This window comes from Leifsonia poae (assembly GCF_027921845.1).
In the GTDB taxonomy this organism is placed as follows: domain Bacteria; phylum Actinomycetota; class Actinomycetes; order Actinomycetales; family Microbacteriaceae; genus Leifsonia; species Leifsonia poae.
Genome location: NZ_BSEN01000005.1, coordinates 160,858 through 179,390 on the forward strand (window position 1 = coordinate 160,858; position 18,533 = coordinate 179,390).

The following is an 18,533-nucleotide window of genomic DNA, read 5'->3' on the forward strand; positions in this document are numbered from 1 at the left end:
GGGCGCCTCTGGGTGGTGCGGGCCTCGCAGTGGCGGGCCCCTAGCGTGTGGTTCCGGCGATCTTGGGCAGTGCGCCGCCGGCGGCGGCGTTGCGATCGGGACGGAAGTTGGAGAAGTCGACGCCCGGGATGTTCTTGACCAGATCGAGTTCGTCTTCGATCTGAGCAGCTTCCCACTCTTCCGGGCCGACGAGCGGCAGGCGCACGCGCGGGCTCGAGATCCGGCCGAGCCCGTGCAGGATGTACTTGGCCGCCACGGTGCCGGGAACGTGCGTCATCACGGCGCGCACCAGCGGTTCGAGCTGCTGGTGCGCTGCGGTCGCCGTCGCCAGGTCGCCCGCGTTCACCGCGTCGACGATCTGCCGGTACGGCCGCGCCGCGACGTTGGCAGTGACACCGATCAGGCCGGTCGCGCCGATCGCCAGGTGTGGGAGCACGTTCGCGTCGTCGCCGGAGAAGTACATCAGGTCGGTCTGGTTGAGCACCCGGCTGACCTCGCTGAAGTCGCCCTTGGCGTCTTTGATGGCGAGCACGTTGGGGTGCTTGGCGATCCGGAGGATCGTCTCGTACTTGATCGGGACGCCGGTGCGTCCCGGGATGTCGTAGAGGATGACGGGCAGGTCGGTGGAGTCCGCGATCATGCGGAAATGCGTCAGGATGCCCGCCTGGGTCGGCTTGTTGTAATACGGAGTGACGATCATCACGCCGTCGGCGCCGGCCTTCTCGCTCTGCTGATAGAGCTGGATGGCGTGCGCCGTCTCGTTCGAGCCACCGCCGGTGATGATCTTCGCGCGGCCGGCGGCGACCTCTTTGCCGACCTCGACCAGCCGGAGCTTCTCCTGGTCAGTGAGGGTCGAGGTCTCCCCCGTCGTGCCGGTGACGACGATGCCGTCGGCCCCCGCCTGGATGACGTCGTCGATGTGCTTCTCCACGCCGGCCCAGTCGACTTCGCCGTCGGCGGTGAACGGGGTGACCAGGGCGACCAGCACCTGGCCGAACGGGTTCGCGGAGTTCGACATGCCTTTAGGCTAGCGGTTCGCGCTGAACGGCCGACGCGTAATCTGCTGTCACAGTCGGCTCCGCCCCCTCGTTCGCGCGTAGTGTCACCGGACATGAACGGGTTGGCCGCCGCCGCTGTGCTGCTCGGGCTGGTCGTCGTCGCGACCGCCGCGGGCCTGGTGTGGCGCGCCCGCACCGGACGCGCCCGACGGATGACCGGCGGGCGCACGATCGCGGCCTCGGATGTCGGCGCCGACGCATTCGGAACCGGCGCGACCCTGCTCCAGTTCTCCACCGAGTTCTGCGCACCCTGCCGGTCGACCGCGCGGGTGCTCGGCGAGATCGGCAGCACGACGGACGGGGTGGAGCACGTCGAGATCGACCTCACCGATCGGCCCGACCTCGCCGGCCGGTTCGGCATCCTGCAGACACCGACCACCTTCGTGCTCGACGCCGCCGGCGCCGTGCACGCGCGCATCGGAGGCGCCGTGCGCGCCGACGAGGTGCGCTCCGCCCTCGACGACCTCCTCGGGAGAGACCGTGTCCGCACCGACTGATCAGAACGGCATCGATCCGCGTTCCCCGCGCTTCGGCGCCGGCATCACCGCCGTGCTCCTCCTCATCGACGTGTTCCTCGGGCTGGTCGGTGCGACCGCGGCGGCCGCCATCCTGCTCCTGGCGATCGCCTTGCTGTTCGCCTGGGGTGCGTTCGCGGGCATCCGGCGCCATCCGTACGGCGTGCTGTTCCGCACCGTCGTGCGGCCACGGCTCTCGCCGCCGACGGAACGCGAGGACCCGGCGCCGCCCACCTTCGCGCAGGGCGTCGGCCTCGTGGTGACCGGTCTCGGCCTCGTGCTCTTCCTGCTCGGCGTCCCCTACGCGCTCCCGATCGCGGCGTCGCTCGCGTTCGTCGCGGCGTTCCTCAATGCGGTCTTCGGCTACTGCCTGGGCTGCCAGATCTACCTGCTGCTCGTGCGCGCCGGTCTCATCCGCCGACGCAGCGCCACGGTCGCCTGACGGCTCCCGGTCCTCCTGGCATCACCGTGACGGGCCCGTTTCCGGGAATCGCCCGTGCACCGGCTGCACGGTCGGAGGCCGTCGATAGGCTTGTGCAGCCGCCGATGAGGGATCGGCGCCCCGACAACAGGAGGTCTCCATGGCAGTCACGAGCGAAGCAACAACGGTCTGGAACGGCGATCTGAAGTCGGGCTCCGGCACCGTCTCCCTCGATTCCTCGAAGGCGGCGCAGTTCCCGGTCACCTGGGCGGCGCGCTCGCAGGGCGGCACCGACATCACCACCCCGGAGGAGCTGCTCGGCGCCGCGCACTCGGCCTGCTTCTCGATGGCGTTCTCGAACATCCTCACCTCGTTCGGCAACGCGCCGGAGAGCATCCGGGTCACCGCCGCGGTCGGTTTCGATCCCGCTCAGGGCGTCACCGGCAGCCACCTCACCGTGGAGGCGACCGTTCCCGGCCTGTCCGGGGAGGATTTCCAGCGCCTGGCCGACGAGGCCAAGGCGACCTGCCCGGTGTCGCGCGCCCTGGTCGGCATCCCGATCACGCTCGACGCACGCCTGGTCTAGCGTCGTGAAGGTGCTCATCGCCGGCGCCTCCGGCATGATCGGCACCGAGGTTTCGGCGCAGCTGCACGCCGCCGGCCACGATGTCCTGCGACTCGTTCGCCGCGAGCCCCGCGGCAGCGACGAGTTCAACTGGGCGCCGGCCTCCCGCATGATCGACTTCACGCTCATGGACCGGGTCGACGCCGTGATCAACCTGTCGGGGGCGTCGCTCAGCAGGCTGCCGTGGACCGCCGGTTACAAGCGGCAGATCCTGTCGTCCCGCCTCGACGCCACGCACACCCTCACCGACGCCATGCGGATGGCCGCGCATCCGCCCGCCGTGTTCGTGAGCGGCTCGGCCGTCGGCTACTACGGCGACCGGCCCGGGCAGAAGCTCACCGAGACGGCGATCAAGGGCACCGGCTACCTGTCGGACGTCGTGGAGGCCTGGGAGTCGGCGGCTCATCTCGCCCCGGAGAAGACCCGGGTGGTCACCATCCGGAGCGGGGTCGTCGTCGGGCGCGGTGGGGCCATGAAGCCGCTGCTGCCGATGGCGAAGCTCGGCCTCGCGGGACCGATCGGCGGCGGGGGCCAGCACTGGCCGTGGATCAGCCTGCACGACGAGGGCGCCGCGATCGTGCACCTGCTCTCGTCGTCCATCACAGGCCCCGTCAACCTCGCCGGTCCGACGCCGGCGACGGCAGATGCGGTGCTCCGCGCCCTCGCGCGTGCGACCCACCGCCCGTACGGGCTTCCGCTGCCGGAGAAGGTCGTCGAACTCGCGCTTCAGGATGCCGGGCACGAACTGCTGCTCTCGAGCCAGAAGGTGATCCCCGCGAAACTCCTCGCCGACGGTTTCGAGTTCCGGGATCGCACCGTGCAGGACGCGATGGACCGGCTCGTCGCCGCGAAGGCCGCCGCGAACTAGGGCGGCGCCGCGTCAGGCCTTGGCGTGCGCCTCGGCGCGATACAGCCGGATCGACTCGCGCAGCGCGGATCGCGCACGGCGGCGGTCGCCGGACGCGTCGTAGGCGAGCCCGAGCCGGAACCAGGCGCGCCAGCTCTCCGGCTGCGCCTCGACCTCGGCCTTGTAGCGCGGGAACTCCTCGTCGGCCGCGTCGCGGAGCGGCCGGCCGCTCGCGCGGTGCGGCAGGTCCTCTACCGGCAGTCCGCCCTCGGCGTCGAGCAGTTTGACGAGCTTCTCCGTGCGAGCGCCGAACAGGAGTTCGCGCCCGATCGCCCACGCGGCGATGAGCGGCAGCACCAGCAGCGCGATGCCCATGGCGATCAGGATGCCCTCGCCGGTCGCCATGAGCATGATCGCGCGCTGCAGCACGAGTACGAGGTAGAGCGCGAGGATGACCGCCATCACGATGGCGGCGATGCGGTTCCTCACGCGGTCTCGCGAACCGTCGGACGGGGCGGCTCCCCGTCCGGCTCGGCGATGCCGAGGTCGATGAGCTTGTCGAGACCGACGGTGACGCCGGTCGCCGTCGCGGCTGCGCGCAGGCCGAGCAGGATGCCCGCCTCGTACGACTCCGAGCCGATCGTGTCGTGCCGGATGGTCAGCGTCTCCCCCGTGCCGCCGAAGATCACCTGCTGCTGAGCCACGACGCCGCGCATCCGGAGGCTGTGGATGGGCACGCTCGCCACCTGCTGACCGCGCGCACGCTGATCGGTGTGGGGTGCGTCGACCGGTCCGCGTTCGGCGCGCGCGGCGCCGATGAGCTCCACCGTGCGCACCGCGGTGCCCGAAGGCGAGTCGACCTTGCCGGCGCCGTGCGCCTCGATGATCTCGATCGAGTCGAAGAATCGCGCAGCCACCGTCGCGAACGCCGTGCCGAGGGCGGAGCCGAGAGAGAAGTTGGGGATCACGACGGCGCCGGTGCCCTCGTGAGCTGCTACCCGGCGCTCGAGGTCGAGGATGCGGTCGGCCGACCATCCGGAGGTGCCGATCAACACGCGCAGGCCGTGGTCGACCGCGAACGCGACGATCCCCGGGCTCACGGCCGGCAGCGTCATGTCGACGAGCACGTCCGCGCCCAGCATGTCCTCGAGGGGAGCCTGCGAGCCCAGCCGGGCGACGACCTCGAAATCCTCGGATTCCTCGATCAGGCGCACAGCGACGGAGCCCAGCTTCCCGGTCGCACCAGCGACGGCAACGCGAATAGTCACCCGACCAATCTACCCGGCGCGCACCGTGCGGAGCTCCGCGCCCGATCGGCGGAACTACGCTGGGGTGATGGTGTCATTTGCCGATGTCGCCGTCACCGACGCGACCGCCCACCGGATGCTCTCCGACTACTTCGCCGAGCGCGCCGCCAGCTTCCCCGCGACACAGGGCGCGTACCGCAGGACCTTCCCGGATCCGTCGCAGTTCGTGCCGCCGTCCGGGGTGTTCCTGCTCGCCTACGACGATGACGACATCGAGGCCGGTTGCGGGGGCATCCGGGAGCTCCCCGTTCCGTTGGCGGACGCCGATCCCGCCGATCCCGTCGTCCGCTACGAGATCAAGCACCTGTGGGTCGCGCCGTCGCACCGCGGGCGCGGACTGGGCCGCAGCATCCTGAGCGAGCTGGAGCATCGGGCACGCGGGTTCGGGGCGACCGAGGTCGTGCTCGACACGAACGCGAGCCTCGAGGCGGCCGGTGGGCTGTACCGCAGCCACGGCTACGAGGACATCCAGCCGTACAACGACAACCCGAACGCGACGGACTGGTTCCGCAAGCAGCTCGCGTAGGCCGCGTCGAGGTCAGACCGGTTGCAGCTCGGGCAGACCCGTGCGCAGCTCCACCGGCAGATGCCCGAGATCGTTGTGCACGACGAGCACGGGCGGCTTCGCCGATCGCACCCGGATGATCGTCAGTCCGCAGTTCGCCTGGTTGAGTCCCAGCCAGCGCCAGTCGGGGGCGTCGAACACATGGCGCACGAACCAGCCGATCACGAAGTTGTGCGTCACGAGCAGGTCGTGGCGGTCACCGCGGGCCGGCGTGAGGAACTCGCTCACGGCGTCTTCCATCTGCGCGTGGCCGGCCTCGATCTCCGCGTCGGTGACCGCGCCGAAGAACGACTCGAACGCCCGCGGCATATCGGGCGTCGGACCGGACGGGATGCAGTCGAAGAGCAGGTTCGACGGCTCCGGCGTCAGCGCCGGCATCCGCTCGGCCATGATCGCGGCGGTCTCGGCCGCGCGGTTCAGTGGCGAGTGGTACATGCCGGTGAACGGGATGCCGCCCAGACGCTCCGCGATCAGCTGCGCCTGACGCTTGCCGCGGGGCGACAACGGTCCGTCGGGGAGTCCGTGTTCGGCGTCCTGTTGCTCGCCGTGGCGAACGAGGTAGAGGTAGTGGGGCACCGGTCTTGCCTTTCGGATGGTTCGTGTGGGGACTGAAGTCAGGAGACGAGACCGGCGAACATGTCGTCGGTGACGCTCCCGACCGCGGAGATGGAGACCTGTCGACCGGCCAGGTCGGCGGCCAGGTCTCGCACATCCTCGGCGGTGACGAGGTGCAGCCTGCGGAGGCTTTCATCGAGGTCCGAGAACTCGCCGACGCTGATCTCGGCGCGCCCGAGGCGCGACATCCGGGTGTCGGAGTCCTCGAGGGCGAGCGCGGCGCCGCCGGAGAGCTGGCCGACAGCACGGCGCAGCTCGTCGGGGGTGACGCCGCCGTCGGCCAGGCGGCGCAGTTCGCCGAGCATGAGCTCGGTGACCTGCGTGGCCTTGGCCGGAGCGCATCCGGCGTACAGCCCGAAGACGCCGGCGTCGGAGTACGCGCCGGAGAACGAGTAGACGGCGTAGGCGAGCCCGCGCTTCTCCCTGACCTCCTGGAAGAGGCGGCTCGACATCCCGCCGCCCAGCACGGAGTTGAGCACGCTCATCGCGGTGCGCCGGTCATCCGTGGCCACGATCCCGGGCACACCGATCAGAATGTTCGCCTGTTCGATGGGGCGCTGGACCGTGACGACCGCCGCGCCGCGGTCGATGGCGGCGGGAGCGGTGGCCCGGCGGTCGACGGGGGCCGCCTCGACGCCGAGATCCCAGCCTGCGGCCTCGAGGGCGTGCACGACGCCGGAGACGAGGAGGTCGTGGTCGACGGCACCGGCGGCCGTGATCACGAGGTCTTGCGGGCGGTAGTTCGCCCGGTAGTGCTCGAAGACAGCGTCGCGGGTGGCGTCGCGGATGGTCTGCGGGCTGCCGCCGATCGGCCGGCCGAGCGGGTGGTCTCCCAGCACGGCCGAGAAGAACCGCTCATTGGCGACGTCGGCCGGGTCGTCCTCCGCCATCGAGAGCTCTTCGAGGATGACACCGCGCTCGTTCTCGAACTCGCTGCGGTCGAGCACCGACGACGTCAGCATGTCCGCGATGACCTCCACCGCGATCGGCAGGTCGCGATCCTGCACCTTGGCGTAGTAGCAGGTGTACTCCTTCGCCGTCATGGCGTTGTGCTCGCCGCCGACCGAGTCGAACGAGATCGCGATGTCGAGGGCCGTGCGCGTCGGGGTCCCCTTGAAGAGGAGGTGCTCGAGGAAGTGGGTCGAGCCGAAGCTCGCGGGGATCAGCGGGTGCGCCTCGGTCGCGGGCACGGCGTCGGTCTCATCGCGCGAGCCGACGGCCACCCAGTAGCCGAGCGTCGCGCTACGGGCACCCGGAACCTGCTCGCTCAGGATGCGGACACCGCTCGGCAGAACGGTGCGGCGGACCAGCGCGTCACCGGAGGCGGCGAAAGAAAGGTCGGCCAGGCCAAGGGGGAGGTCGACTGCGCTGTTCATCCCCTCCACCCTACGCCAGCGGCTATGGAATCCCTGAGAGCAAAATGAGGACAAACAGACTGGTCTGTCTACCTATATACTGTCTCTACGAGACGCATCCGGTTGCCCCTAAGCTACGCCGGATGCCTGACCGCGAGGAGACGGACCCGACCGTCTCCCCAGAATTGGAGTTGTGCCGGATGGTCGTTAGTGCCCGGGCGACCATCCGGCCGCCCGCCCCGTCGAAGCTGAAGATCCTCGCGACGGCGGACGAACTCTTCTATCAAGAGGGCATCCACACCGTCGGTGTCGACCGCATCATCGCGGGCGCCCGTGTGACGAAGGCAACCTTCTACAAGCACTACCGCTCGAAGGATCTGCTGATCATCGCGTACGTCGAAGGCCGCGACAAGCAGATCCGCGACTGGTTCGACGAACAGGAACGCGAGAACGACGACCCGCGCGCGGTCGCCAGGGCCCTGGTCGACGAGATCAACCGCGAGGCGATCCGTCCCGGATTCCGCGGCGACCCGTTCATCAACGCCGCGGCCCAGTTCGCCGACGAGAACCACCCCGTGCGCGTCGCCGTCACCCAGCACCGCGACTGGTACGCGCACCGGATCGAGGCGCTGTTCCGCGACATCGGTCACCCGCATCCCGGTGACGCTGCTGACGACCTCATCCTCGCGCGCGACGGCGCCCTCGCCGGCGGCTACGTGGGCGACCCTGTCGCGGCCGGCGCTGCGCTGCACCGCTCGCTGGAGCGCATCCTCGGCGAGGCCTGAGCCGCGGCTGTGCATGCGTCGCGCGCGCGGCTTCGCCTGCGTCGGCGCTCGTAACTCCGGAACTCTCGGCGGCCACGCCGAACACCTTCGCATGCGCTCATAACTCCGGAACGCTCGGCCGACACGCCGCTCGCGCACGCGTAACTCCGGAGCACTTGGCAGGATGCGCGCAGAGTCCCGGAGTTACGCCCGCGGGAATCGCCGCCGACTGTTGCCAGGGCACTCCCTGCCGATCAGTCCGTTGCGCTAGTTTCCGCCGCGCGCCCGCTCCCCCGCGCATAACTCCGGAACTCTCGGCCGACACGCCGCCTGCACCCGCGTAACTCCGGAACTCTCGGCCGGATACGCACAGAATTCCGGAGTTACGCCCACGGAAATCGCCGCCGACTGTCGCCAGGGCACTCCCCTGCCGATCAGTCCGTTGCGCTAGTTCCCGCGGCGGGCCCGCTCCGCCGCGCCCAACTCCGGAACGTCCGGCCGACACACCGCTCCCACCCGCATAACTCCGGAACACTCGGCCGGATGCGCGCAGAGTTCCGGAGTTAGAACCGCGTCGCGGCGTCCAGCCGGGCGAGCATTCAGCGTCCAGCAGCGAGACCCGCGAGCGCACAGCAGCCCGCGCGCGCAGCGCCGGCGTTACTCCGAGACGCGGTCGAGCTCGAGCATCTGGGCGCGCGTGAGGCGGATGCCGGCGGCCAGCATCAGGGCGTCGACCTGCTCCGGGCGGCTCGCGCTCGCGACCGGGGCGACGACGTTGCGCTTGGCGAGCAGCCAGGCGAGGGCGACGCTGGCGGGCGACGACTCGTGTTCGGCGGCGACCCGGTCGAGCGCGGCGAGCACCCGCTGGCCGCGCCGGTTGACGTAGGCGGCCGCACGGATGCTGCGCGCGTCGGCGTTGAGGTCGTCTTTGCTGCGGTACTTGCCCGTGAGGAAGCCGTTCGCCAGCGCGTAATACGGCATGACGGCCAGGCCCTGTGCGGAGGCGACGATGCGCAGCGCGCTCTCGAACTCCGTGCGGTGCATGAGGTTGTACTGCGTCTGCACGGCCACGAACTTGGGGAGGCCGGTGGCCGACAGGATGCGCGCCTCGATGAGCCGGTCGGCGCTGAAGTTCGACGCGGCCAGGTACCGGACCTTGCCGCTCTCGATCAGCCACTCCACCGTGGCCAGGCTGTCTTCGATCGGCACGTCGGGGTCGTCGTCGTGGAAGTAGAGCAGGTCGATGTGGTCGGTCTGCAACCGCTCGAGCGAGGCCTCGACGGCACGCACGATGCTGACCGAGCCGAGCCCAGGGTTCTCGTGGTGGCGACCGACCTTGGTGGCGACGACCATCGCGTCGCGGTTCTTCCGCTCCCGCATCCAGGTGCCGATGAGCACCTCGCTGCGACCGCCGACGTAGCTGTCCGCGGTGTCGATGAAGTTGCCGCCGAGGGAGGCGAAGCGGTCGAGGATGCGCAACGACGTCCCGCCGTCGGCCGTCCAGCCGAAGACGCTCGCGCCGAGCGACAGCGGGTACACCGCGAGGTCGCTCTCGCCGATGCGCCGCGGGGCGATGATCGAAAGGGGGCCGGTGCGCTCCAGGGCCGGGTCGAGCTGCGGCAGTGCCGCCGTCTCGATGCCGACGGTCTCGGCACCCACCGGCTCGAGGCCGATCGTCTGGGTGCCGATGCTGTCGGACTGCTCGAGCGCGGAGGCACGCGAAGCGGATTCGGCGAGTGCGGCGGACTCGGCTGCAGATGCCTGATTCGTCGACGCTGCAGCGGCGGCGGCCCGACGGCCGACGACCTCGCGCAGCCGGAGCGGAAGCAATTGCGGCATCTGCCTCACCCCCTCACTCCACTGCTACTCGAATCGATTCGAGGACCCCAGTTCCCCAGTACCTACTTGCAGAGTACGGCATGCCACCGACCGCCCCCGGCTGATCCGGGTGAACTGTTACAGAATGCTAGGTCACAGTTTCATCACGGTCTGCGAGGGTGGAAAGTTCACCCGTCGAGGCCAGCCCGCCGCAGCACGATTCGGGCGTGTGCGAGCACCGGGCCGTCCACCATCCGGCCCTCGAACGCGAACACTCCCCCGGCACCGGCCGCCGCGTCGAGGAGGGCGCGCGCGTTCGCGATCTCGTCACCAGACGGGCGGTACGCCGCACGGATCGTCTCGACCTGCGACGGATGGATGCACGCGGTGGCGGCGAAACCGACGGCCGCGGCATCCACCGCTTCGGCGCCGAGACCGGCGAGGTCCGCGATGTCGAGGTGCACCGTGTCCACCGCGCCGATGCCGGCGGCGGAGGCCGCGAGCAGCACCGACGAGCGGGCGTGCACGGCGACGTCGCGGTAACGGCCGTCGTCGTGACGGCTCGACGTGCCGCCCATCGACGCCACCAGGTCCTCCGCTCCCCACATCAGCGCCACCACACCCGCCGCGCCGGCGAGCTGCGGTGCGCCCATCACACCGCGCGCCGTCTCGCAGAGCGCGATCACGTCCAGCCCCGTGAGATCGCGCAGATCATCGACGCTCTCGGCCTTGGGGAGCATCACCGTCGTCAGATCCGTGACGGCGAGCGCCGCCAGATCGGCACCGTGGTCGTCCGTTCCCGCGGGGTTGACGCGCACGATCACGCGTTCCGGGTCGAGCCTCCCCTCCGCGTCCGCCGCGACCAGTGCCTCCCGTGCGAGCACCCGCCGGGCGGGGTCGACCGCGTCCTCCAGGTCGAGGATGACCGCATCCGCACTCGACACAGCCCGCGCATAGCGGTCGGGACGGTCGGCCGGGCAGAACAGCAGGGCGGGACCGAACGGGAAGCCCGTCACAGTCCGGCCGCCTCGGAGTGGGCGCTCCGGCACCACACCATCACCTGCCTGGTCGCCGTGGCGACGACGACTCCGTCCTGATTCCGGCCCGTGTGCTCCAGCGTGACGATGCCCTGGCCCGGGCGCGAAGCGGAGAGCCGTTTGCTGAGCACCACTGTCTCCGAGTAGAGGGTGTCGCCGTGGTGCAGCGGGTGCGGGAAGCCGACCTCGCTGAATCCGAGGTTGGCGACGATCGTCCCCTGTGTGAGCTGGGCGACGGATGCCCCGACGATCGTGGCGAGGGTGAACATCGAATTGACGAGGCGCTCGCCGTACGGCTGCCGGGCCGACCAGGCCGCGTCGAGGTGCAGGGCCTGGGTGTTCATGGTGAGCGTCGTGAAGAAGACGTTGTCCGCCTCCGTGACCGTGCGTCCCGGCCGGTGCAGGTAGCGCGTGTCCGGCTCGAACTCCTCGTAGTACAGCCCGCGCTGCTCGATCTCCTTCATCGCGTCCCCTCCTGCAGTCCGATCGTCAGCGGAGCGCCCGTCGCGGCGATGACCTCGTCGACGGTGACGCCCGGCGCGGTCTCGCGCAGGACGAGCGAATCAGCGCCCGACTCCGTTCCGCGCACGACGTCGATCACCGCGAGGTCCGTGATGATGCGGTCGACGCATCCGGTGCCGGTGAGCGGCAGCGAGCACTCCCGCACGATCTTCGGCCGGCCCTCGCGGTCGACGTGCTCCATCATCACGATGAGCCGCTTCGCGCCGAACACGAGGTCCATCGCGCCGCCCATGCCTTTGACCATCTTGCCGGGGATCATCCAGTTGGCGAGGTCGCCGCGTTCGGACACCTCCATCGCACCGAGCACGGCGACGTCGACGTGCCCGCCGCGGACCATCCCGAACGACAGCGCGGAGTCGAAGAAGGCAGCGCCGCTGTTCACGGTCACGGTCTCCTTGCCGGCGTTGATCAGGTCAGGATCGACGGCGTCGTCGTCGGGGTACGGCCCGACGCCGAGCACGCCGTTCTCCGAGTGCAGCACCACCTCGACGTCGTCGGGGATGTAGTTCGGGATCAGCGTCGGCATGCCGATGCCGAGGTTGACGTACTGTCCGTTCTCCAGCTCCAGCGCCACGCGGGCCGCGAGTTCGTTGCGGGTCAGGCTCATGATGCGCTCCCCTCGGTCAGCTTCACGGTTCTCCGTTCGATCCGCTTCTCGACGTCGGGGGCGAGGACGACGCGCTGCACGAAGATTCCCGGCGTGTGCACCTGGCCCGGATCCAGCTCACCGGGCTCCACCAGCTCTTCGACCTCCGCGATCGTCACGCGTCCCGCCATCGCGGCGAGCGGGTTGAAGTTCATCGCCGCGGCGTGGAAGACGAGGTTGCCGTACCGGTCGCCCTTCGCCGCGTGCACGAGCGCGAAGTCGGGCGTCACCGATCGCTCGAGAACGTAGTCGGCGCCGTCGAAGGTGCGCACCTCCTTGGGTTCAGAGGCGACGGCGATCGATCCGTCCGGCGCGTACAGGCGCGGCAGCCCGCCCTCGGCGATCTGCGTTCCGACGCCGGCCGGGGTGTAGAACGCCGGGATGCCGGCGCCGCCGGCGCGCAGCTTCTCGGCGAGCGTGCCCTGCGGCGTGAGCTCGACCTCCAGCTCCCCGGAGAGGAACTGCCGCGCGAACTCCTTGTTCTCACCGACGTACGAGCTGACCATCTTGCGGATGCGCCGGTCGCCGAGAAGGATGCCCAGCCCCCAGTCGTCGATGCCGCAGTTGTTGCTGACCACCTCGAGCGCGGTCGTCCCGCGCTCGTGCAACGCCAGGATGAGCGCGCTCGGGATCCCGCACAGCCCGAAGCCGCCCACGGCGAGCGACGCCCCGTCGGGGATGTCGGCGATCGCCTCCTCGGCGCTCGCGACCACTTTGTCGATCATCGGCTGCTCCCCTTCCGCTGCGTCAGGCCTCGAAACCGAGGGCCCGCGAGATGATCATCAGCTGCACTTCCGACGTGCCCTCGCCGATCTCGAGGATCTTCGAGTCACGGTAGTGCCGGGCGACCGGGTTCTCGTTGAGGAAGCCGTAGCCGCCGAAGATCTGGGTCGCGTCGCGGGCGTTGTCCATGGCCGCCTCGCTGCCGACGAGCTTGGCGATCGACGCCTCCAGCTTGAAAGGCTTGCCGGCCATCAGCTTGAAGCAGGCGTCGTAGTAGGCGAGGCGCGCGGTGTGCACACGGGCCTGCATCCGGGACAGCTTGAACGCGATGTGCTGGTTCGAGCCGATCGCACGACCGAACACGTTGCGGCTGGCCGCGTAGCGCAGCGCCTCCTCGAGGCAGCCCTGGGCAGCACCGACGCAGAGCGCGGCGAAGGCCACACGCCCCTCGTCGAGCGTCTGCAGGAAGTTCGCGTAGCCGCGGCCGCGCTCACCCAGCAGATTGGCCTCCGGCACGCGCACGTCGGTGAGCGTGAGCGGGTGGGTGTCCGAGGTGTGCCAGCCGACCTTGTCATAGGCGGGCAACGCCACGAAGCCGGGGGTGGGCACGGGCACCAGGATGGCGGACAGCTCCTTCTTCACGGAGCCGTCGGCGCGGGTCTGCTCGCCCGTGACCGCGGTGATCGTGACGAGCCGGGTGATCTCGCTGCCGGAGTTGGTGATGAACTGCTTGGTGCCGTTGATGACCCATTCGCCATCCCGCAGCTCTGCGGTGGTCTTGGTGCCCGCCGCGTCCGAGCCGGCCTCGGCCTCGGTCAGCCCGAACCCGGCGAGCGCCGAGCCACTGGTGAGCATCGGCATCCACTCGCGACGCTGCGCCTCGGTGCCGTTGCGGAAGACGGGCATGATGCCCAGGCCGACGCCCGCCTCGAGCGTGACGCCGATCGACTGGTCGACCCGGCCGAGCTGTTCGACGGCGAGGCAGAGCGAGAGGTAGTCCTTGCCCTGGCCGCCGTACTCCTTCGGGAACGGCAGGCCGAACAGGCCCATGCTGCCCATCTCGGCGATGATCTCGTACGGGAGGCTGCGGCGGGTGTCGTAGTCGTAGGCGGCGGGCGCGACCACCCGGTCGGCGAAGTCGCGCACCTCGTCGCGCAGGCGGCGGTGCTCGTCGGTCAGCTCGAAGCCGGCGACGTCGGTGTCGTCGGCACTGGAGCGTGTCATCTGCATGGTCATGGGGTTCCTTCTCTCTGTGCTGCGGCCGATCGTGTCGGCGCGTCCGCTACGGGTTCCGCGCTGGTGGGCGGGACGTTCTGGGGGTCGCCATGCTCGTCGGGCACGACCGTGGCGACCGATTGGTCGAGTCGCACCAGGTCTCCGCTCGCCACGTGAACATGCACGCGGCCCGCGAGCGGGGCGACCAGGCGGTGCTCCATCTTCATGGCCTCGACCGTGACGACGGTGTCGCCGACCTCCACCAGATCGCCGCTCGCCACGGCGACCGACACCACGGTGCCGGGCATCGGTGTGCGGAGCTCCGGGTCGGCGGCGCCGGCCGCGCGGGTGACGGCGGCGAGGTCGCGCGCGACGCGGTCGGCACGGTCGACGACGACGAATTCACGCGCCGCCCCGCCGTCGCCGATCCAGACCGACGCCGCATCGCGGGCCACCGCGAGCCGTCTGGTGATCCCGTCGACGGTCAGCAGTGCCGTCGCGGGCTCCCCCGGCGACGACGGCGGCAGGAGCCGGATGCCCGCGGTGAACGTGCGGTCGTCGTCGAGCGCGACGCGCGCCGTCGACGTATCCAGCGCATCCGGGCCGCCCCACACGCGCACGGTCGCGTCGCCGATGTCGTAGGCGACGGGGCGGTGCGCCCCGAGGCGCCAGCCGCTCGGCTGCGCCCAGAGCGCGCCTGCGCCGGCGGCCGGCTGCTCCCAGCGCTCGCGGTGCACGATCAGCGCTGCGGCGACGAGCTGGTGGGCATCCGGGGCGGTGGGCGCGAGGTCGGAGAAGCGGCGGTCGATGAGCGTGGTGTCGAGGCGGGCCGCCCGCACGTCTTCGTCAGCGAGCAGATCGCGCAGCCAGCGCACGTTGGTCACGGCTCCCAGGATGTGTGTGTCGGCCAGGGCGGCATCGAGACGACGGAGGGCCGTTGCGCGATCGTCGGCCCAGGCGATCACCTTGGACAGCATCGGGTCGTAATCGGTCACGATCGGTGCTCCGGCGACGAGACCGCTGTCGACCCGGATGCCGGGTCCCGTCGGTTCGTGCAGGGCGATGACCGTTCCATCCGTCGGCAGGAAACCGCGCTCGGGGTTCTCGGCGTACACCCGCACTTCGACCGCGTGACCGGTGAGCGTCACGTCGTCCTGGGTGAAGTCGAGCGGCTCCCCCGCCGCGATGCGCACCTGCCACTCGACCAGGTCGAGGCCGGTCACCAGTTCGGTGACGGGATGCTCCACCTGCAGCCGGGTGTTCATCTCCATGAAGAAGAACGCGCCCGGGTCCGCATCGGAGACCAGGAACTCGACCGTTCCGGCTCCGACATAGTCGACGCTCGCAGCGACGGCGCAGGCGGCCCGGCCGATCCGCTCCCTGGTCTCGGCGTCGAGCAGCGCCGAGGGCGCCTCCTCGACCACCTTCTGGTGACGACGCTGCAGCGAGCACTCGCGCTCGCCGAGGTGCACGATGGAGCCGTGGCGGTCGGCGAGCACCTGCACCTCGATGTGCCGGGGCGTGTCGACGAGCCGCTCGAGGAAGAGGGTGTCGTCACCGAACGCGGAGGCTGCGACGCGTCGTGCGGCACGGAGCGCATCCGGCAGATCGGCCGCGTCGTGCACGGCCTGCATGCCCTTGCCTCCCCCGCCGGCCGACGGCTTGACCAGCAGCGGGTACCCGATGGCCGCCGCCGCCTCGATCAGAGCATCGTCGGTGAGGCCGGGCTCGGCGATGCCCCGGATGGTCGGCACCCCGTGCGCCTCGACCTCGCGCTTCGCGGCGATCTTGTCGCCCATCACGTCGAGTGCCCGCACGCCCGGTCCGATGAAGACGATGCCGGCGTCGGCGCATGCGGAGGCGAACGCGGCGTTCTCGGACAGGAAGCCGTAGCCGGGATGCACGGCCTCCGCACCCGTCGCGCGCGCGGCCTCGAGGATCGCCTCCACGTCGAGATAGCTCTGACGCGCCGGGGCGGGGCCGAGGCGGACGGCGACGTCGGCGAGGCGCACGTGCGGCGCATCCCGGTCGGCGTCGCTGTAGACGGCCACCGCGCGGATGCCCAAGCGCTGCAGCGTGCGGATCACGCGGCAGGCGATCTCTCCGCGGTTGGCGACGATGACGGTCGAGAATCCCATGCCGATCACATCCGGAAGAGGCCGAAGGCCGTGTCGGGGAGCGGGGTGCGGGAGCAGACGTCGAGGGCGAGCCCCAGCACGGTGCGGGTGTCCGCCGGGTCGATCACGCCGTCGTCCCACAGGCGCGCCGTGGAGAAGTACGGGCTGCCCTGCTCTTCGTACTGCTCGGCGATCGGCGCCTTGAACGCGGCCTCCTCGTCGGCCGACCACTCCTCGCCGCGGCCTTCCAGCTGCTCGCGCTTCACCGTCGCCAGCACCGACGAGGCCTGCGGGCCGCCCATCACCGAGATGCGGGCCGCCGGCCACATCCAGAGGAAGCGGGGCGAGTACGCCCGGCCGCACATCGAGTAGTTGCCCGCGCCGAACGAACCGCCGATGACCACGGTCAGCTTCGGCACCCGCGTGGTGGCGACGGCGGTCACCATCTTGGCGCCGTGCTTGGCGATGCCGCCGGCCTCGTAATCGCGGCCGACCATGAACCCGGAGATGTTCTGGAGGAACAGCAGCGGGATGCCGCGCTGATCGCAGAGTTCGATGAAGTGCGCGCCCTTGAGCGCCGACTCGCTGAAGAGCACGCCGTTGTTGGCTACGATCCCCACCGGATGCCCGTGGATGTGGGCGAAGCCGGTGACCAGCGTCGTTCCGTACTCGGCTTTGAACTCCGCGAACGCGCTGGCGTCGACCAGCCGGGCGATCACCTCGCGCACGTCGTACGGCGCCTGCACGTCGGTGGGCACGACCCCGTAGAGCTCGTCGGGGTCCGCTGCCGGTGGGACCGATTCGAGCACCTCCCAGGCCGGTGCGGCCGGGGCGGGCAGGGTGGCGACGATGTCGCGGACGATCTGCAGCGCGTGACGGTCGTCTTCGGCGAGGTGGTCGACCACGCCGGAGGTGCGGGCATGCAGTTCGCCGCCGCCGAGCTCCTCTGCCGTCACGATCTCGCCGATCGCCGCCTTCACCAGCGGAGGGCCGCCGAGGAAGATCGTTCCCTGTCCGCGCACGATCACGGTCTGGTCGCTCATCGCCGGAACGTAGGCGCCGCCGGCGGTGCACGAGCCGAGCACGGCCGCGATCTGCGGCACCTTGGCCGCCGACATCCTGGCCTGGTTGTAGAAGATGCGGCCGAAGTGGTCGCGGTCGGGGAAGACCTCGTCCTGCATCGGCAGGTACGCGCCGCCGGAGTCCACAAGGTAGATGCAGGGAAGCCGGTTCTCCAGGGCGATCTCCTGGGCGCGCAGGTGCTTCTTGACGGTCATCGGGTAGTACGTTCCGCCCTTGACCGTCGCGTCGTTCGAGATGACCAGCACGTGCCGCCCGTGCACGAGGCCGATGCCCGCGATCACGCCGGCCGCCGGCGTCTCGTCGCCGTACAGGCCGGTCGCCGCGAGGGGCGCGATCTCGAGGAACGGGCTGCCTTCGTCGAGCAGCACGTCGATGCGTTCCCGGGGCAGCAGCTTGCCGCGGGCCACGTGGCGTTCGCGGGAGCGGAGCGGACCACCCTCTGCCGCGACCGCGAGCCGTTCGCGCAGGTCGGCCACGAGGGCGCGCTGGGCAGCTTCGTTCTGCTCGAACCGGGCATCCGTCGCACTCGTGGTGCTGGTGAGCGTTGGCATCGCGTCTCCATCGACAGTCAGTTAGTGGTCACTAACTCGAATTTAGGTTAGTGTTCATTAACCGAAATGTCCAGCGTGCGGAGCGAACGATGACGGAAGTCGCAGAGAGCGGGCAGGCCACCTCGCGGCCGACCCAGCGGAGCCAGGCCAAGGCCGACCGCCGCGCCGCTCTGCTGGCCGCCGCCGCCGGGCTCTTCGCCGAGCGGGGCTTCAACGGCGTCTCCATCGAAGACCTGGGTGCTGCGGCCGGTGTCAGCGGCCCCGCCGTCTACCGCCACTTCGCCGGCAAGCAGGCCGTGCTCGGCGCGCTGCTGGTCGGCGTCAGCCAGCACCTGCTCGACGGCGGCACGGAGGTCGCCACCGCCGCGCCGGAGCCGTCCACCGCGCTCCGGTCGCTCATCGCGTTCCACGTGGACTTCGCACTGAGCGAGCCCGACACCATCCGGGTGCAGGACCGCGACCTCGACGCCCTGCCCGACTCCGAGCGCCGGGCCGTGCGCCGCCTGCAGCGCCGCTACATCGAGCTCTGGATGGACGTGCTCTCGTCGCTGCACCCCTCCGTGCCGTCCGGCGAGCTCCGGATGCGCGTGCAGGCGACCTTCGGCCTCATCAACTCGACCCCGCACAGCGTGCGCGCCGGTGGCACGAGCACCGATGCGGCCATGGCGCGGCCGGTGCTGGAGCGCATGGCCTGGGCCGGTCTCAACGCCCACTGAGCGCAGCCCGCGCGCGTCACCCGGATGCGTTAC

At 70.4% G+C, this 18,533-nt stretch carries 20 protein-coding genes; 7 read left to right on the forward strand and 13 right to left on the reverse strand.

What is annotated here, in order from left to right; genetic code table 11:
* Nucleotides 1–40 precede the first annotated feature (40 nt).
* Nucleotides 41–1,018, reverse strand: a complete 978-nt coding sequence (gene dapA, locus PKE84_RS06760; protein WP_271176460.1) for a 4-hydroxy-tetrahydrodipicolinate synthase — start codon at nt 1,016–1,018, stop codon at nt 41–43.
* Between the two features lie 93 nt (nt 1,019–1,111).
* Between dapA and PKE84_RS06765 the strand changes: the two genes are divergently transcribed.
* From PKE84_RS06765 to PKE84_RS06780, 4 genes are all read left to right on the forward strand, one after another.
* Nucleotides 1,112–1,555: a TlpA family protein disulfide reductase gene (locus PKE84_RS06765; RefSeq protein WP_271176461.1), complete on the forward strand. Its 444-nt coding sequence runs from the start codon at nt 1,112–1,114 to the stop codon at nt 1,553–1,555.
* The gene (locus PKE84_RS06770; RefSeq protein WP_271176462.1) at nt 1,539–2,015 is read left to right on the forward strand and encodes a DUF4395 domain-containing protein; all 477 of its coding nucleotides are present in this window, start codon (nt 1,539–1,541) and stop codon (nt 2,013–2,015) included. The genes PKE84_RS06765 and PKE84_RS06770 overlap by 17 nt, the downstream gene beginning before the upstream one ends.
* Nucleotides 2,016–2,154: 139 nt before the next feature.
* Nucleotides 2,155–2,580, forward strand: a complete 426-nt coding sequence (locus PKE84_RS06775; RefSeq protein ID WP_271176463.1) for an OsmC family peroxiredoxin — start codon at nt 2,155–2,157, stop codon at nt 2,578–2,580.
* A gap of 4 nt (nt 2,581–2,584) precedes the next feature.
* A complete protein-coding gene (locus PKE84_RS06780) occupies nt 2,585–3,487 on the forward strand; it encodes a TIGR01777 family oxidoreductase (protein ID WP_271176464.1) in 903 nt (300 codons plus the stop codon).
* Nucleotides 3,488–3,499: 12 nt separating this feature from the next.
* Here the strand turns inward: PKE84_RS06780 and PKE84_RS06785 are convergent, their stop codons facing one another.
* Nucleotides 3,500–3,955 carry a hypothetical protein gene (locus tag PKE84_RS06785; RefSeq protein ID WP_373877120.1) on the reverse strand — a complete coding sequence of 152 codons (456 nt, stop codon included), beginning with the start codon at nt 3,953–3,955 and terminating at the stop codon, nt 3,500–3,502.
* Complete coding sequence (dapB, locus tag PKE84_RS06790; RefSeq protein ID WP_271176465.1) at nt 3,952–4,734, reverse strand: 4-hydroxy-tetrahydrodipicolinate reductase; 783 nt, start codon at nt 4,732–4,734, stop codon at nt 3,952–3,954. Before dapB ends, PKE84_RS06785 begins: the two co-directional genes overlap by 4 nt.
* Nucleotides 4,735–4,801: 67 nt before the next feature.
* Between dapB and PKE84_RS06795 the strand changes: the two genes are divergently transcribed.
* Complete coding sequence (locus tag PKE84_RS06795) at nt 4,802–5,299, forward strand: GNAT family N-acetyltransferase (RefSeq protein ID WP_271176466.1); 498 nt, start codon at nt 4,802–4,804, stop codon at nt 5,297–5,299.
* A 12-nt stretch (nt 5,300–5,311) separates the two neighbouring features.
* Here PKE84_RS06795 and PKE84_RS06800 read toward each other — a convergent pair whose 3' ends face one another.
* Together PKE84_RS06800 and PKE84_RS06805 are read right to left on the reverse strand one after the other, a co-directional pair.
* Nucleotides 5,312–5,914 carry a histidine phosphatase family protein gene (locus tag PKE84_RS06800; protein WP_271176467.1) on the reverse strand — a complete coding sequence of 201 codons (603 nt, stop codon included), beginning with the start codon at nt 5,912–5,914 and terminating at the stop codon, nt 5,312–5,314.
* Nucleotides 5,915–5,952: 38 nt separating this feature from the next.
* Nucleotides 5,953–7,329 carry a M16 family metallopeptidase gene (locus PKE84_RS06805; protein ID WP_271176468.1) on the reverse strand — a complete coding sequence of 459 codons (1,377 nt, stop codon included), beginning with the start codon at nt 7,327–7,329 and terminating at the stop codon, nt 5,953–5,955.
* A gap of 122 nt (nt 7,330–7,451) precedes the next feature.
* Between PKE84_RS06805 and PKE84_RS06810 the strand changes: the two genes are divergently transcribed.
* On the forward strand, nt 7,452–8,093 hold the full coding sequence (locus tag PKE84_RS06810; protein WP_271176469.1) for a TetR/AcrR family transcriptional regulator: 642 nt from the start codon (nt 7,452–7,454) through the stop codon (nt 8,091–8,093).
* 636 nt (nt 8,094–8,729) lie between these two features.
* Here the strand turns inward: PKE84_RS06810 and PKE84_RS06815 are convergent.
* The 8 genes from PKE84_RS06815 to PKE84_RS06850 form a co-directional block, all read right to left on the reverse strand.
* On the reverse strand, nt 8,730–9,911 hold the full coding sequence (locus PKE84_RS06815; RefSeq protein ID WP_271176470.1) for an aldo/keto reductase: 1,182 nt from the start codon (nt 9,909–9,911) through the stop codon (nt 8,730–8,732).
* A gap of 167 nt (nt 9,912–10,078) precedes the next feature.
* Entirely contained in the window at nt 10,079–10,906 is an 828-nt protein-coding gene (locus PKE84_RS06820; RefSeq protein WP_271176471.1) for an HpcH/HpaI aldolase/citrate lyase family protein, read from the reverse strand.
* A complete protein-coding gene (locus PKE84_RS06825) occupies nt 10,903–11,391 on the reverse strand; it encodes a MaoC family dehydratase (protein ID WP_271176472.1) in 489 nt (162 codons plus the stop codon). The genes PKE84_RS06820 and PKE84_RS06825 overlap by 4 nt, the downstream gene beginning before the upstream one ends.
* On the reverse strand, nt 11,388–12,056 hold the full coding sequence (locus tag PKE84_RS06830) for a 3-oxoacid CoA-transferase subunit B (protein WP_271176473.1): 669 nt from the start codon (nt 12,054–12,056) through the stop codon (nt 11,388–11,390). The genes PKE84_RS06825 and PKE84_RS06830 overlap by 4 nt, the downstream gene beginning before the upstream one ends.
* Nucleotides 12,053–12,820 carry a CoA transferase subunit A gene (locus tag PKE84_RS06835; RefSeq protein WP_271176474.1) on the reverse strand — a complete coding sequence of 256 codons (768 nt, stop codon included), beginning with the start codon at nt 12,818–12,820 and terminating at the stop codon, nt 12,053–12,055. Before PKE84_RS06835 ends, PKE84_RS06830 begins: the two co-directional genes overlap by 4 nt.
* 22 nt (nt 12,821–12,842) lie before the next feature.
* Entirely contained in the window at nt 12,843–14,054 is a 1,212-nt protein-coding gene (locus PKE84_RS06840; protein ID WP_271176475.1) for an acyl-CoA dehydrogenase family protein, read from the reverse strand.
* On the reverse strand, nt 14,051–16,171 hold the full coding sequence (locus PKE84_RS06845) for an ATP-binding protein (RefSeq protein ID WP_271176476.1): 2,121 nt from the start codon (nt 16,169–16,171) through the stop codon (nt 14,051–14,053). Before PKE84_RS06845 ends, PKE84_RS06840 begins: the two co-directional genes overlap by 4 nt.
* Before the next feature lie 5 nt (nt 16,172–16,176).
* Nucleotides 16,177–17,784 (reverse strand): carboxyl transferase domain-containing protein, encoded by a 1,608-nt coding sequence (locus PKE84_RS06850; protein WP_271176477.1) that lies wholly within the window; start codon nt 17,782–17,784, stop codon nt 16,177–16,179.
* Between the two features lie 89 nt (nt 17,785–17,873).
* On the opposite strand from PKE84_RS06850, the gene PKE84_RS06855 reads away from it, so the two are divergent.
* A complete protein-coding gene (locus tag PKE84_RS06855) occupies nt 17,874–18,500 on the forward strand; it encodes an SACE_7040 family transcriptional regulator (RefSeq protein ID WP_271176478.1) in 627 nt (208 codons plus the stop codon).
* Nucleotides 18,501–18,533 lie beyond the last annotated feature (33 nt).

What these genes read in the sequence shown, in the direction of transcription:
- PKE84_RS06775 (WP_271176463.1), top strand. Translation starts at nt 2,155, where the DNA reads ATGGCAGTCACGAGCGAAGCAACAACGGTCTGGAACGGCGATCTGAAG.
- PKE84_RS06835 (WP_271176474.1), bottom strand. Translation starts at nt 12,820, where the DNA reads ATGATCGACAAAGTGGTCGCGAGCGCCGAGGAGGCGATCGCCGACATC.
- PKE84_RS06815 (WP_271176470.1), bottom strand. Translation starts at nt 9,911, where the DNA reads ATGCCGCAATTGCTTCCGCTCCGGCTGCGCGAGGTCGTCGGCCGTCGG.
- PKE84_RS06825 (WP_271176472.1), bottom strand. Translation starts at nt 11,391, where the DNA reads ATGAAGGAGATCGAGCAGCGCGGGCTGTACTACGAGGAGTTCGAGCCG.
- PKE84_RS06855 (WP_271176478.1), top strand. Translation starts at nt 17,874, where the DNA reads ATGACGGAAGTCGCAGAGAGCGGGCAGGCCACCTCGCGGCCGACCCAG.
- PKE84_RS06845 (WP_271176476.1), bottom strand. Translation starts at nt 16,171, where the DNA reads ATGGGATTCTCGACCGTCATCGTCGCCAACCGCGGAGAGATCGCCTGC.
- PKE84_RS06765 (WP_271176461.1), top strand. Translation starts at nt 1,112, where the DNA reads ATGAACGGGTTGGCCGCCGCCGCTGTGCTGCTCGGGCTGGTCGTCGTC.
- PKE84_RS06810 (WP_271176469.1), top strand. Translation starts at nt 7,452, where the DNA reads ATGCCTGACCGCGAGGAGACGGACCCGACCGTCTCCCCAGAATTGGAG.
- PKE84_RS06805 (WP_271176468.1), bottom strand. Translation starts at nt 7,329, where the DNA reads ATGAACAGCGCAGTCGACCTCCCCCTTGGCCTGGCCGACCTTTCTTTC.
- PKE84_RS06795 (WP_271176466.1), top strand. Translation starts at nt 4,802, where the DNA reads ATGGTGTCATTTGCCGATGTCGCCGTCACCGACGCGACCGCCCACCGG.
- PKE84_RS06850 (WP_271176477.1), bottom strand. Translation starts at nt 17,784, where the DNA reads ATGCCAACGCTCACCAGCACCACGAGTGCGACGGATGCCCGGTTCGAG.
- PKE84_RS06840 (WP_271176475.1), bottom strand. Translation starts at nt 14,054, where the DNA reads ATGACCATGCAGATGACACGCTCCAGTGCCGACGACACCGACGTCGCC.
- PKE84_RS06830 (WP_271176473.1), bottom strand. Translation starts at nt 12,056, where the DNA reads ATGAGCCTGACCCGCAACGAACTCGCGGCCCGCGTGGCGCTGGAGCTG.
- dapA (WP_271176460.1), bottom strand. Translation starts at nt 1,018, where the DNA reads ATGTCGAACTCCGCGAACCCGTTCGGCCAGGTGCTGGTCGCCCTGGTC.